This is a genomic window from Thermomonospora catenispora (assembly GCF_006363815.1).
Taxonomy (GTDB): Bacteria; Actinomycetota; Actinomycetes; order Streptosporangiales; family Streptosporangiaceae; genus Thermomonospora; species Thermomonospora catenispora.
This window is the reverse complement of record NZ_RRYT01000054.1, coordinates 1-13,996: the sequence shown is the minus strand read 5'-3', so window position 1 is coordinate 13,996 and position 13,996 is coordinate 1. Positions and strand designations below refer to the sequence as shown.

Sequence of the window (13,996 nt, the reverse complement as noted above, 5' to 3'; positions counted from 1 at the left end):
CCGGGCGCGGCGGGCACGCCGCCCGCGGCGCCGATCGCCCGGGGCCCGCCCCCGCCGCCCGCCGGCCGGCCCGTCGGGCGGCGTGACGCTCGTCACCAGCCGGTTAACACGGCGTTCACACAAGGGCAACACATCCGAAAGGCCCGCTTCATAGCGTCCTTCCCGGCCGAGAACCCGTGCGGCCGCCATGAGGGAAGGACCGAGGTGAGCTACAAGGCCGAGTACATCTGGATCGACGGGACCGAGCCCACCGCGAAGCTGCGGTCCAAGACGAAGATCCTCCCCGACGGCGCCGAACCGCCCCTGTGGGGCTTCGACGGATCCAGCACCAACCAGGCGGTGGGCGAGGCCTCGGACTGCGTGCTCAGGCCGGTGTTCACCTGCCCGGACCCGATCCGCGGCGGCGACCACAGGCTGGTGCTGTGCGAGGTACACCTGCCGGACGGCACTCCGCATCCGACCAACAACCGGGCCAAGCTGCGGCCGGTCGTCGAGCGGTTCGCCGCCCACGAGCCCTGGTTCGGCATCGAGCAGGAGTACACCTTCTTCCAGGCGGGCCGTCCGCTGGGCTTCCCCGACACCGGTTTCCCCGCCCCGCAGGGCCCCTACTACTGCGGCGTCGGCGCCGACGAGGTGTTCGGCCGGGCGATCGTCGAGGCGCACCTGGACGCCTGCCTGGCCGCCGGCCTGCCGATCTCCGGCATCAACGCCGAGGTCATGCCCGGCCAATGGGAGTTCCAGCTCGGTCCGGGCGGGCCGCTGGAGATCTCCGACGCGCTGTGGGTGGCCCGCTGGCTGCTCTACCGGATCGCCGAGGACCACAAGGTCGTCGCCACCCTCGACCCCAAGCCGGTCAAGGGCGACTGGAACGGCGCCGGCGCGCACACCAACTTCTCCACCAAGGCCATGCGCGAGTCCTACGCGCCGATCATCACCGCGTGCGAGGCCCTGGGGGAGAGGCTCAAGGAGCACATCGCCGCCTACGGCCACGGCATCGAGGAGCGGCTGACCGGGCGGCACGAGACCGCCCCGTGGAACGAGTTCTCCTACGGCGTGGGCGACCGCGGCGCCTCGGTGCGCATCCCCTGGCAGGTGGAGGCCGACGGGAAGGGGTATCTGGAGGACCGCCGTCCGAACGCCAACTGCGACCCCTATGAGGTGACCCGACTGCTGATCGACACCTGCTGCACCGCGCTGGAGAAGGCCGGGCAGCTGTGACGGGCGCCTCCGGCGGGCCGGAGGGGCCGGGCCGGAGGGGAACGGCACCACAGACCGAGGGGATCTCGGGGCGGGGCGCCTCCGAGATCCCCTCTTGATGAGCCGGCGCGCTCCGGATGCCTACCCCGAGGGGGGCGTTTTCATCCGGCGCCCGGCGGGTCGGCCGGCGGACCGGCGCCGACGGGTCAGTAACGCTCGGCGTGCCGCATCGGCCGCGGGGCCAGCCGGTCGTCGTGGCGGGGGAACAGCAGCACCGCCGACACCGCCAGCACCAGCGCCAGCGCCCGCAGCGCCGCCTGCCGGACCTCCTCGGGCCAGGGCTCCCCGTACAGGAGCGTCCCCATCACCAGCAGATAGCTCTTGGCGCTGACGGTCATCACGGTGGCCACGATGATCACCCGGCAGCGTTGGAAGCCCGCCATGATGATCCCGAATCCCAGCGCGGCGGCCACCACCGTCACGTACGGGTAGGGGGTCCGCAGGATCTCCGGGCCCAGGGAGGCCGAGTCGCCCCAGCCCTTGATGGCCAGCTCCGCGGTGCCGATCGGGAAGCCCGCGCTCATTCCGTAGGCGATGCCCGCCACCGGCCGGGCGTGCCGGCCGTCCGGCCGCCGGTCTCCGAACGCCATCAGCGCCACCGACAGCACCAGCGGCGGCAACGCCACCGCGATCAGCTGCCAGGACGGCACCGCGTCGGCCGCCAGCGGCTCCGATCCCCCGATGGACAGCGCGATCAGCAGCATCGCGGTGGCGATGAGCAGCATGCTCAGCCACTCGCGCAGGGACAGGCGCTCACCGAACACGGTCAGCGCGATCAGCAGCAGCGGCACCAGCCCGGAGACGAAGATCGGGACCGCCACGCCCAGGGTCAGCTCGCCCAACGCGACGATCTGCAACGCCAGTCCGCCCAGCACGAGCACCAGGCCGCCGTAGAAGACCGGGCTGGTGAGGATCGTCCACGCCATGTGGGGGATGCGATTGCCGCGCAGAGGCTCCATCCTGTCCGCCGCCACCTTGAACACGGCGAAACCGACGTAGTACAGCCCGGTGGCACCGAATGCCGCCATCGTTCCGTCCATCCCGCCAAAGTATGGGTCGGCGCTCCGATTTGTCACGTGTCGGAAACACACAGTTTGCACGGGGGATCGCTTGTCGCGGCTCCTCCGGGGCGGGCGAAGCCGCAGGTGAGAGCGCTCCCAGTGGGCGGACGCGCGCGGACGGGGCGGGCGCGGGGCACCTTCCCCGACATATCAGTGATCACTTATGCGGGGTGCTCCGAGTGGAGATGCGGGTGAAATTCTCAGAGAATAGGGCGGATTCGGCGCCGGGTCCGGCCGGTCCGCGCCGGCCCCTCGGCGGTCCCCCGCCGACGCCTTCCGGGGCGCGCCACGCCCCGGGGGAGGCCCGAGTGTCAACGTGCGTCGCCCGGACACCATAGACTTGGCGCGCGAAGGCGCGAGGTGCCGCTTCGTCGGCGTGCCCGCGCCACGGGCGTCAGAGCCGGCGGCAACGCGTCAGACGCCGCGGCTGGAGAGTGACCCGCGCCTGTGACCGTGCCGGACAAGGAGACCGACCCCAGTGAAGACCGATGTCGAGGAGCTGACCCCCACTCGGGTCAAGCTCACCGTCGAGGTGCCGTTCGACGAGCTCAAGCCGAACCTCGACAAGGCGTACAAGGAGATCGCCAAGCAGGTGCGCATCAAGGGTTTCCGGCCCGGCAAGGCACCTGCCCCGCTGATCGACCGGTACGTCGGCCGTGGCGCGGTCCTGCAGGAGGCGGTCAACGACGCCCTGCCGGAGCTGTACGGCCGCGCCGTTCGGGAGAGCGAGCTCTTCGTGCTCGGCCAGCCCGAGGTGGAGATCACCGCGCTGGACGACGGCAAGGAGATGACGTTCACCGCCGAGGTGGACATCCGGCCCAAGTTCGAGGTCCCCGACTACGACGGGATCGAGGTGACCGTCGACGAGGCCAAGGTCACCGACGAGGAGGTCGAGGAGACCCTCGACAACCTGCGTGAGCGCTTCGGCTCGCTGACCGCCGCCGACCGCCCCGCGCAGGAGGGCGACTTCGTGTCCATCGACATGTCGGCCGCCGTCGACGGCGAGCCGGTCGAGGACGCCTCCACCACCGGCTACTCCTACCAGGTCGGCAGCCGCACCTCGGTGGAGGGCCTGGACGACGCGCTGGTGGGCATGAGCGCCGGCGACTCCAAGACCTTCACCTCCACCCTGGTGGGCGGTGAGAAGGCCGGCCAGGAGGCCGAGATCACCGTCACCGTGCAGAGCGTCAAGGTCAAGAGCCTGCCCGAGGCCGACGACGAGTTCGCCCAGCTGGCCAGCGAGTTCGACACCATCGAGGAGCTGCGCCAGGACCTGCGCAAGCGGCTGATGCGCACCAAGCGCATGCAGCAGCTCGGCCAGGCCCGCGACAAGGCCCTGGAGGCCTTGATGGAGCAGATCGACATCCCGCTGCCCGAGCGGGTGGTCGAGGACGAGATCAAGCGGCGCAACGAGCAGCTCGAGCAGCAGCTCCAGTGGAGCGGCCAGACCAAGGAGGCCTACCTGGAGCGCGAGGGCAAGACCGCCGAGGAGCTCGACGAGGAGATCGCCGAGGCGGCCCGGCGCGCCGTCAAGGGCGGCTTCATCCTCGACCAGCTCGCCCACCAGGAGGAGCTCGGCGTCGAGAACGAGGAGCTGAGCGAGTACGTGGTCGCCCAGGCCATGCAGATGGGCGTGCAGCCCCAGCAGCTCGCCCAGCACCTGACCGACAGCGGCCAGATCCCCGCCCTGGTGGGCGAGGTCCTGCGCACCAAGGCCCTCAACCTCCTGGTCGAGCACGTCAAGATCACCGACGAGGCCGGCAACGAGCTCGACGTCGAGGCCCTCCAGCGCGAGATCAACGGGGAGACCGCCGAGTCCGAGGAGGGGGCCGCCGAGTCCAAGGCCGAGGACAAGGCTGAGGGCAAGGCCGAGGCCGAGACCGAGGACAAGGCCGAGGAGAAGACCGACGAGGGGGAGGCGAAGGGCTCCGAGTCCTGACCCGGCCGCTCCGCCTCGGCCGTCATCCTCCAGCGCACCGTTCGGCGCATCCTGCGCAGCGTCCTGCGAGCGTCCTCCGGGCGCGTGCGCAGGATGCGCCTTCACCGTCGGCGGGCCGGTGCCGCGTCATCGCGGCCCGGCCCGCCGACGCATGCTCCCGGTCACGACACTCCGAAATCCCGGCAAAACCTGTCCGGCGCCTTATGCTCTGGCGCGTCCTATTCGCCCGGAGCGAACTATTTCATTCCAGGCCGTCGTCGACTCCGCCGGTCATGTCGCGACTCCGCACTGCACACCGCCCGCGCCGCGCGGGCGGTGCGCCGGCCCGTGCGGGCCCGTGCGGATACGCCCCGAGCGAAACGGGCGACCTCCCGGCTTAAGCGGGGGACGCGGCGCGTTAGTGTCGCAATCAACCGACCCGTGACACAGACCGGAGGAAACCGGTGAGCACGCCTCCGACTTTCCAACACCTGCAGCCGATGACCTCGCGGGCGGCCGAGAGCCCGCTGCTGCCGCTCAGTGACCAGCTGTTCCAGCAGCTGCTGCGCAAGCGCATCATCTTCCTCGGCCAGCAGGTCGACGACGACATCGCCAACCGGATCTGCGCCGAGCTGCTGCTGCTGTCGGCCGAGGACGCCGAGCGCGACATCTACCTGTACATCAACTCGCCCGGCGGCTCCGTCTCGGCCGGCATGGCGATCTACGACATCATGCAGTACGTGCCCAACGACGTGGCGACCGTCGGGATCGGCCTGGCCGCGTCGATGGGGCAGTTCCTGCTGTGCGCCGGCGCGCCCGGCAAGCGGTACGCGCTGCCGCACGCGCGGATCATGATGCACCAGCCGTCCGGCGGGATCGGCGGCACCGCCTCGGACATCAAGATCCAGGCGGAGCAGATGCTCTACGTCAAGAACACCCTGGCCGAGCGGATCGCGCTGCACACCGGTCAGACGGTGGAGCAGATCAACAAGGACTCCGACCGGGACCGCTGGTTCACCGCCGAGGAGGCCAAGGACTACGGCTTCGTCGACCACGTGGTGCGGAGCGCCAACCAGGTGCCCTCGGAGGGCCCTGTCTCGTGACGACGCGGCGCTGCGGCGCCGCCCCGGGGCAAGCAAGCGGACGAGCGGAGGCAGACAAGTGAGCGAGCTGATCAGGCCGGGCATGCGGGTGGGCGGCACCGCAACGCCCGTGGACAACCGGTACATCATTCCGTCCTTCGTGGAGCGCACCACGTACGGGGTCAAGGAGATGAACCCCTACAACAAGCTCTTCGAAGAGCGGATCATCTTCCTCGGGGTGCAGATCGACGACGCCTCGGCCAACGACGTGATGGCCCAGCTGCTGACGCTGGAGTCCATCGACCCGGACCGGGACATCAGCATGTACATCAACTCGCCGGGCGGCTCCTTCACCGCCATGATGGCGATCTACGACACGATGCAGTACGTCAGGCCCGACATCCAGACCGTCTGCATCGGCCAGGCCGCCTCGGCGGCGGCGGTGCTGCTGGCGGCGGGCACCCCGGGCAAGCGGGCGGCGCTGCCGAACTCGCGGATCCTGATCCACCAGCCGGCCACCGAGGGCACCTACGGGCAGTCCAGCGACATCGAGATCCAGGCCCGCGAGATCATGCGGATCCGCGAGCTGCTGGAGGAGGTCATCTCCCGGCACAGCGGCCAGCCCATCGAGAAGGTCCGCAAGGACATCGAGCGGGACAAGATCCTCACCGCCGAGGACGCCAAGGCCTACGGCCTGGTGGACGACGTCTTCGTCACCAGGAAGCGCAGCGCACAGGTAGTGTCGTCCTGACGGTTCCCGAGCCCCCGGCCCCATCGGGCCGGGGCCGCTCGGCGGCCTGGGCGGGTCCGGGCGATCCCCGGCCCGGCACCGTGGCGGAAGACTTCCGGGCGAAGGGCTCACCAAGTCCCCTGAAGGCGGTAACGTCGATGACGTCGCAAGAGCCTTTCGGGGCGCCAGAACCGGCGAGGCGACGAGCGAGCGAGGAGGACGGCGATGCGGATGCCCAGGGCGACCTGTCGCTGCCCGTGTCGCGAACCCGCCGCCTCGCGCGATGATAGGTACGAGCGCAAGGTGACGAGCAGCCCGCACCGCACCGGCGGCCCAGGCGGTCGACGGGCGTCGGGCGGACCCGTCGCCGAGCGCGAGGTAAGAACCGCGCCGCATCCTTAGGCGGGCGGCCCCACGAAAAGGAGACGGTCGGGTGCCACGCATCGGCGACGGCGGTGACCTGCTCAAATGCTCGTTCTGCGGTAAGAGCCAGAAGCAGGTCAAGAAGCTCATCGCGGGTCCGGGCGTGTACATCTGCGACGAGTGCATCGATCTCTGCAACGAGATCATCGAGGAGGAGCTCTCGGAGACCTCCGACCTGAAGTGGGACAGGCTGCCCAAGCCTCGGGAGATCTACGAATTCCTCGACAGCTATGTGATCGGGCAGGAGGCGGCCAAGAAGGCCCTGTCGGTGGCCGTCTACAACCACTACAAGCGGATCCAGTCCGGCGACAGCGCCCGTGACGACCAGGTGGAGCTGGCCAAGTCCAACATCCTGCTGCTGGGGCCCACCGGATCCGGCAAGACGCTGCTGGCGCAGACGCTCGCCAAGCTGCTGAACGTCCCGTTCGCCATCGCCGACGCCACCGCGCTGACCGAGGCCGGCTACGTCGGCGAGGACGTGGAGAACATCCTGCTGAAGCTGATCCAGGCGGCCGACTACGACGTCAAGAAGGCCGAGACCGGGATCATCTACATCGACGAGGTCGACAAGATCGCCCGCAAGAGCGAGAACCCGTCGATCACCCGGGACGTCTCGGGGGAGGGCGTTCAGCAGGCGCTGCTGAAGATCCTGGAGGGCACCACCGCCAGCGTGCCCCCGCAGGGCGGGCGCAAGCACCCGCACCAGGAGTTCATCCAGATCGACACCACCAACGTGCTGTTCATCTGCGGCGGCGCCTTCGCCGGCCTGGAGAAGATCATCGAGGCCAGGATCGGCAAGCAGGGCATGGGGTTCGGCGCGTCGATCCGCTCCAAGAACGAGGCGTCCTCCGACATCCTGTCGGAGATCATGCCCGAGGACCTGCTCAAGTTCGGGATGATCCCCGAGTTCGTGGGGCGGCTCCCGGTGATCACCAACGTCCACAACCTGGACCGCAACGCGCTGATCGCCATCCTCACCGAGCCCAAGAACGCGCTGGTCAAGCAGTACAAGCGGCTGTTCGAGCTGGACGGGGTGGAGCTGGAGTTCACCCCCGACGCCCTCGAGGCCATCGCCGACCAGGCCATCTTGCGCGGCACCGGCGCGCGCGGCCTGCGCGCGATCATGGAAGAGGTGCTGATGTCGGTGATGTACGAGGTGCCCAGCCGCCAGGACGTGGCCCGCGTCGTCATCACCCGCGAGGCCGTGCTCCAGCACGTCAATCCCACGCTCGTGCCCCGCGAGCGCGCCAAGCAGGAGCCGCGGGAGAAATCCGCCTGACCTCGGGTCAGACCCGTCACGCGGACCGGGCGCGCGCCCGGTCCGCGCTTTCGCGCGCGCCTTCCCGCCCGGGCCTCGCCTGAGATGCCCTTCCCGCCCGCCGACGGGGGAGCGGTCCGTGAGGACCCCGCAGGCCGCGGAGCCTCGCAGATCGCAGGACCCCGTGGAACGAAGGACCCGGCGCGCGCGGCGTCCTGCGACGCCCGGCGGAGCACCGGCGCCCATGCGACGCCCTGCGGGCGATCCGGCGAAGCCCTGCCGGCGCCGCGCGTCCCGCGGCGCCGGCCACGGGAGCCGAGGGCGCCGTTCGGCGGCCCTGGACGCGTGCAGGGGACGGCGATCACGCGCCGTCCCCTGCACGAGCCTGCACGAGGTCGTCTCGCCCGTCGGGCGCGAGACGGTCAGTCCTCCACGTCGGCGCGGATCCGCCGCATCATCTCGGCCACGTCGGCGGCGCTGTAGGAGGGCGGGGCGGACAGCGCCGAGGTCCGCTCCGGCGCCGGGTACACCGCGCCGAACGAGGACTTGGTGGCCCACGAGCACAGCGCGGTGGTGTACGAGGAGGAGCCGATCGTGCTGCGGATCTCCGCGCACACGCCCACGCCGTCGCCGCCCGCGTCGCTCAGCTCGTTGACGGTGGTGCGGACCAGGCCGGTGTTGCTCGAGGTCGCCGACTGGCGGAATCCCTTGACGAAATCGTCGGGGTCCTCGACCTTGCCGGTGCCGCCGAGGAACAGCCACCGGTTGGTGCCCGAGCCGTACACGGCGGTCTTGACGTCCTCCAGCCGGCCGCCGGCCGCCCGCTGCAGCGTCGTGCGCTGCTGGGTGATCTGGGTGCCCAGCTCGCTCTCGGCGGCGGTGTTGCGCGGCAGCCCGCCGGCCGTGGGGGGCGTGGAGATGGTGTGGGTGCTCTCGCCGTTGACCACGAAGAGCACCACCGCCAGGACCAGCACCACGGCCAGGCCGCCGCCGACCAGCAGCAGGATCACGCCCGCCCCGAGGCCGCGCCGCGGCGGCGGAGCGGGCGGGCCGTACGGCGAGGGCGAGGGCTGCGGGGCTCCGCCGTAGGGGGGGACGGGCCCGCCTGCCGGGGCGGGGCCGCCCGGAGCGGGGCCGCCGGCCGGAGGAGGGCCGTAGCCGGGCTGCGATCCCGCTCCCGGAGGTCCGTAGGGGTTTCCGCCCTGACCCGGCGGGGGGTTCCAACCGCTCATTCGTGACTCCTCAATGTCCGCCGTGTTCGCTCGGGTCGGCGGAACTGCGTGATGTCCCAGGAAAATGACGTTCGGTGAACATTGTGACGTATAGCGGGGGCGCCCGTGTTCGAGCCGGAGCGGGCCGGCGCGCGCCCCGGACCGCCGTGCTGCGGGGTCCGCGCCACGCGCACCCCCGCGGCGACCGTAAACTCTGAGCCCGTGACACAGCCCATGGAACGCCAGGACGCCGACGTGGATCTGCCCACCCAGTACCGGCCTGCCGAGGTCGAAGGCAGGCTGTACGAGCGCTGGGTACAGGCCGGCCTGTTCACCGCGGACCCGGCCCGTGACCCCTCGCGCCCGCCGTTCTGCATCGTGATCCCCCCGCCGAACGTGACCGGGTCGCTGCACGTGGGGCATGCGCTGGACCACTCGATCCAGGACGCGCTGATCCGGCGGCGCCGCATGCAGGGCTATGAGACGCTGTGGCTGCCGGGCACCGACCACGCCGGCATCGCCACCCAGAACGTGGTCGAGCGGGAGCTGGCCAAGGAGGGGCTGTCGCGTCACGACCTGGGTCGTGAGGCGTTCGTCGAGCGGGTCTGGCGGTGGAAGGCCGAGTCCGGCGGCAAGATCCTCGGCCAGATGCGCCGGCTGGGCGACAGCGTGGACTGGACCCGCGAGGCGTTCACCATGGACGAGCAGCGGGCCCGCGCGGTGCGCACCATCTTCAAGCGGTTGTTCGACGACGGGCTGATCTACCGCGCCGAGCGCATCATCAACTGGTGCCCGCGCTGCCTGACCGCCCTGTCGGACATCGAGGTCGAGCACGCCGAGCGCGAGGGCGAGCTGGTCTCCATCCGCTACGGCGACGGCGACACCGAGATCGTGGTGGCCACCACCCGGGCCGAGACCATGCTGGGCGACACCGCGGTGGCCGTGCACCCCGACGACGAGCGCTACCGCCACCTGATCGGCAAGGAGGTCGAGCTGCCGCTGACCGGCCGCCGCATCCCGATCGTGGCCGATGAGCACGTCGACCCGAGCTTCGGCACCGGCGCGGTCAAGGTCACCCCCGCCCACGACCCCAACGACTTCGAGATCGGCCGCCGCCACTCGCTGCCGTCCATCACGATCATGGACGAGCGCGGCGTGATCACCGCGCAGGGGCCGTTCGAGGGGCTGGACCGCTTCGAGGCCCGGCCCGCCGTGGTCGCCGCGCTGCGCGAGCAGGGCCGCATCGTCAAGGAGGTCCGCCCCTACACGCACTCGGTGGGGCACTGCCAGCGCTGCTCCACCGTGGTCGAGCCGCGGGTGTCGCTGCAGTGGTTCGTCAAGGTCGCGCCGCTGGCCAAGGCCGCCGGCGACGCCGTCCGCGACGGCCGCGTGAAGATCCACCCGCCGGAGATGGCGGCCCGCTACTTCGAGTGGGTCGACAACATGCACGACTGGTGCATCAGCCGCCAGCTGTGGTGGGGGCACCGCATCCCGGTCTGGTACGGGCCGAACGGGGAGACGGTGTGCCCGGGGCCGGACGAGGAGCCGCCCGCCGGGTGGACGCAGGACACCGACGTGCTCGACACCTGGTTCTCCTCGGCGCTGTGGCCGTTCTCCACGCTCGGCTGGCCCGACCGCACCCCCGACCTGGAGCGCTTCTACCCGACCTCGGTCCTGGTCACCGGGTACGACATCCTGTTCTTCTGGGTCGCCCGGATGATGATGTTCGGCCTGTACGCCATGGACGGGGTCGAGCCGTTCAAGGTCATCGCCCTGCACGGCATGGTGCGCGACCAGTACGGCAAGAAGATGTCCAAGTCGTTCGGGAACGTGGTCGACCCGCTGGAGTGGATCGACCGCTACGGCGCCGACGCCACCCGGTTCACCCTGCTGCGCGGCGCCAACCCCGGCGGGGACGTGCCGGTGGCCGAGGAGTGGGCGCAGGGCTCGCGCAACTTCTGCAACAAGCTGTGGAACGCCACCCGCTTCGCCCTGATGAACGGCGCCCACGTGCGCGGCGACCTGCCCGCCGAGGGGCTCAGCAGCGCCGATCGGTGGATCCTCTCCCGGCTGCAGAAGGTCATCGCCGAGGTCGACGAGCACCTCGAGGGCTTCGAGTTCGCCAAGGCCTGCGAGACCCTCTACCACTTCGCCTGGGACGAGGTCTGCGACTGGTACGTGGAGCTGTCCAAGGTCCAGCTCGGCGACGAGCGCGCCGAGGTCACCCGCCGGGTGCTCGGTGAGGTCCTGGACAAGCTGCTGCGGATGCTGCACCCGCTGATCCCGTTCGTCACCGAGGAGCTGTGGACCTCGCTGACGGGCGAGGAGACGGTGGTGACGGCCCCCTGGCCGGCCGCCGACGAGCGGTGGATCGACAAGGAGGCCGAGGCGGAGCTGGAGTCGCTGCAGCGGCTGGTGACCGAGGTCCGCCGGTTCCGCTCCGACCAGGGCCTCAAGCCCGGACAGAAGGTCGCCGCCGCGCTGCGCTTCGGCGACTCCCCGCTGGCCGCCCACGAGCAGGGCATCCGCTCGCTGCTGCGGCTGACCGTCCCCGGCGAGGGCTTCGCGCCCACCGCGTCGCTGCCGGTGGAGGGCGTCACCGTCGAGCTGGACACCGCCGGGGCCATCGACGTCGCCGCCGAGCGCAAGCGGCTGGAGAAGGACCTGGCCGCCGCCCGCAAGGAGGTCGAGCAGACCCGCCGCAAGCTGGACAACGCCGACTTCCTGGCCAAGGCCCCCGAGGCCGTGGTGGCCAAGAACCGCGCCCGCCTGGCCCAGGCCGAGGCCGACATCGCTCGCCTGGAGTCCCTGCTGGCGGCCCTGCCGAAGGCCTGACGTCCCGGGTCGCGAGGCGGGGGACGGTCTGCGGGCCGTCCCCCGCCCGCCGCACGGCCTTCCATCGCGCCCGCCGCCTCGGATCGCCCGCGCCCTGCCCGCGGAGCCGGCCGCACCGGCTCCGCCGCGCCCGCCCCGCGGGATCCACGGGAGCCGCGGGGTCCGTACGCCCCGCGGGATCCGCGGGGGCCGCGCCCGCCGGGGCGGATCGGGCGCCCCGCCCCGATGAGTAGGCTTTCAGCGTGTCGGAACCGCAGCTCACCGAGTATCAGGCCGCCGTCGCCGCGATCATGGCGCGCGGCGTGGAGTGGAAGTTCGACCCCACCTTGGACCGCATCGCGGACCTGGTGGACCTGCTGGGCTCCCCGCAGCGCTCCTATCCGGTGATCCATGTGACCGGGACCAACGGCAAGTCCAGCACCGCGCGGCTGATCGAGACCCTGCTGCGGGAGCGCGGGCTGCGCACCGGACTGTTCACCAGCCCGCACCTGACCACCGTGCGGGAGCGCATCGTCATCGACGGCGAGCCGATCTCCGAGGAGGCCTTCGCCGCGACCTACCGGGACGTGCTGCCCTACCTGGAGCTGGTGGACGGCAAGCACGAGCAGCGGCTGTCGTACTTCGAGACGCTCACCGGCATGGCGTACGCGGCGTTCGCCGACGCCCCCGTGGACGTGGCGGTGGTCGAGGTCGGCATGGGCGGGGCGTGGGACGCCACCAACGTGGCCGACGCGGTGGTCTCCGTCGTCACCCCCGTCGGGCTGGACCACACCGCCCACCTGGGCCCCACCCTGGAGGAGATCGCCGCCGAGAAGGCCGGGATCATCAAGCCCGGCGGGATCGCGGTGCTGGCGCAGCAGCCGCTGCCGGCCGCCGAGGTCCTGCTGCGCCGCGTCGTCGAGGTCGGCGCCACCGCCGCCCGCGAGGGCATGGAGTTCGGGGTGCTGCACCGGGACGTGGCGGTCGGCGGGCAGATGCTGCGGCTGCAGGGCCTGCACGCCGTCTACGAGGACCTGTTCCTGCCCCTGTTCGGGGCGCACCAGGCCTCCAACGCCGCCTGCGCGCTGGCCGCGGTGGAGGCCTTCGCCCACGGCGCCCCGTCGCGGACCGGCGGCGACCTGGCCGCCGCCACCCGGATCGCGGCCGGCGAGGACTTCCAGGGCTCCGGTGAGCTGGACCCGGCGCTGGTGCGGTCGGCGTTCGCCAAGGCCTCCTCCCCGGGCCGGCTGGAGATCGCCCGCACCGGGCCGACCGTGCTGGTGGACTCCGCGCACAACCCCGCGGGCATGGCCGCCACCGTCGCCGCCGTCACCGAGGAGTTCGGCTTCACCCGGCTGGTGGGGGTGCTGGCGGTGTCGGCCGACAAGGACGTGTCCGGCATGCTGGACCAGCTGGAGCCGGTGCTGACCGAGGTGGTGGTCACCGCCAACTCCTCCTCCCGGTCGATGCCGCCGGGCCGGCTGGGGGAGCTGGCCGAGGGCGTGTTCGGCGCCGAGCGGGTGCACGTGATCGAGCGCCTGGACGACGCCATCGACCGGGCTCTGGCGCTGGCCGAGGAGACCGGCGAGTATCAGGGGGCCGGAGTGCTGATCACCGGCTCGGTGATCACCGCGGGGGAGGCCCGTACGCTGCTGCGCGTGGAGGAGAGACGATGAGCGGCACCCGAGAGCGGACCGCCCCGCCCAAGCCGACCTCGCTGCTGGCGGCCGTGCTGACCTGCGAGGCCGTGGTGATCGGGCTGGCGATCCCGGTGGCGGTGGCGGTGCAGGGCGTCGACGGCCGGACCGCCGGGCTGCTGTGCGGCGGGCTGGCGGCGGCGTGCCTGCTGCTGGCCGGGCTGGTGCGCCGCCGCTGGGCGGTCGCGGTCGGCAGCGCGTTGCAGATCGCGCTGATCGCCTCCGGATTCATGGTCTCCACCATGTTCTTTCTCGGGGTTCTTTTCGGCGCTTTGTGGCTCACCTCCCTGTGGCTCGGCCGCAAGGTTCAAGAAAACGGGACGCGTTAGTTTTCCCCGGGTCCGCAGAACGCCTCCGGGGGAAAATCTGAAGATTCCCGCGAGTGTCGTTTACGCGCCGCCGGGAACGGCGCCGGGAAATCGTTGCCGTCGGTATTGCACGCCGTCGCCCGCGGCCTGACGCGGCGTGCCTTTTCCGCCGCGGGGACGCCGGCGACGGCGCCGCGCCGCCGCCCGCCCGGCGCCCGGGCGCCCCGGGGGAGCCGC

General features: G+C 71.4%; 10 protein-coding genes. 8 read left to right on the top strand and 2 right to left on the bottom strand.

Features of this window, described 5'->3' with window-relative positions; all coding sequences use genetic code 11:
* The first annotated feature begins 204 nt into the window (after nucleotides 1–204).
* Nucleotides 205–1,218: a glutamine synthetase gene (gene glnII, locus EIO00_RS23100; protein ID WP_140182386.1), complete on the top strand. Its 1,014-nt coding sequence runs from the start codon at nucleotides 205–207 to the stop codon at nucleotides 1,216–1,218.
* A 185-nt stretch (nucleotides 1,219–1,403) separates the two neighbouring features.
* On the opposite strand, the gene EIO00_RS23095 is transcribed toward glnII, so the two are convergent.
* Entirely contained in the window at nucleotides 1,404–2,285 is an 882-nt protein-coding gene (locus EIO00_RS23095) for a hypothetical protein (RefSeq protein ID WP_140182384.1), read from the bottom strand.
* 511 nt (nucleotides 2,286–2,796) lie between these two features.
* Here EIO00_RS23095 and tig point away from each other — a divergent pair.
* From tig to clpX, 4 genes are all read left to right on the top strand, one after another.
* Nucleotides 2,797–4,257: a trigger factor gene (gene tig, locus EIO00_RS23090; protein ID WP_140182382.1), complete on the top strand. Its 1,461-nt coding sequence runs from the start codon at nucleotides 2,797–2,799 to the stop codon at nucleotides 4,255–4,257.
* A 443-nt stretch (nucleotides 4,258–4,700) separates the two neighbouring features.
* The gene (locus EIO00_RS23085) at nucleotides 4,701–5,339 is read left to right on the top strand and encodes a ClpP family protease (RefSeq protein ID WP_422100069.1); all 639 of its coding nucleotides are present in this window, start codon (nucleotides 4,701–4,703) and stop codon (nucleotides 5,337–5,339) included.
* Nucleotides 5,340–5,421: 82 nt separating this feature from the next.
* Entirely contained in the window at nucleotides 5,422–6,069 is a 648-nt protein-coding gene (locus tag EIO00_RS23080; protein WP_140182392.1) for an ATP-dependent Clp protease proteolytic subunit, read from the top strand.
* Nucleotides 6,070–6,481: 412 nt separating this feature from the next.
* The gene (clpX, locus tag EIO00_RS23075) at nucleotides 6,482–7,750 is read left to right on the top strand and encodes an ATP-dependent Clp protease ATP-binding subunit ClpX (RefSeq protein WP_140182380.1); all 1,269 of its coding nucleotides are present in this window, start codon (nucleotides 6,482–6,484) and stop codon (nucleotides 7,748–7,750) included.
* Between the two features lie 401 nt (nucleotides 7,751–8,151).
* Here clpX and EIO00_RS23070 read toward each other — a convergent pair whose 3' ends face one another.
* Nucleotides 8,152–8,739 (bottom strand): hypothetical protein, encoded by a 588-nt coding sequence (locus tag EIO00_RS23070; protein WP_140182378.1) that lies wholly within the window; start codon nucleotides 8,737–8,739, stop codon nucleotides 8,152–8,154.
* A gap of 435 nt (nucleotides 8,740–9,174) precedes the next feature.
* Between EIO00_RS23070 and EIO00_RS23065 the strand changes: the two genes are divergently transcribed.
* The 3 genes from EIO00_RS23065 (at nucleotide 9,175) to EIO00_RS23055 (ending at nucleotide 13,780) form a co-directional block, all read left to right on the top strand.
* Nucleotides 9,175–11,775: a valine--tRNA ligase gene (locus tag EIO00_RS23065; protein ID WP_140182390.1), complete on the top strand. Its 2,601-nt coding sequence runs from the start codon at nucleotides 9,175–9,177 to the stop codon at nucleotides 11,773–11,775.
* Nucleotides 11,776–12,065: 290 nt separating this feature from the next.
* Nucleotides 12,066–13,430 (top strand): bifunctional folylpolyglutamate synthase/dihydrofolate synthase, encoded by a 1,365-nt coding sequence (locus EIO00_RS23060; RefSeq protein WP_140182388.1) that lies wholly within the window; start codon nucleotides 12,066–12,068, stop codon nucleotides 13,428–13,430.
* Nucleotides 13,427–13,780: a DUF4233 domain-containing protein gene (locus EIO00_RS23055; protein ID WP_140182376.1), complete on the top strand. Its 354-nt coding sequence runs from the start codon at nucleotides 13,427–13,429 to the stop codon at nucleotides 13,778–13,780. Before EIO00_RS23060 ends, EIO00_RS23055 begins: the two co-directional genes overlap by 4 nt.
* Nucleotides 13,781–13,996: the final 216 nt, after the last annotated feature.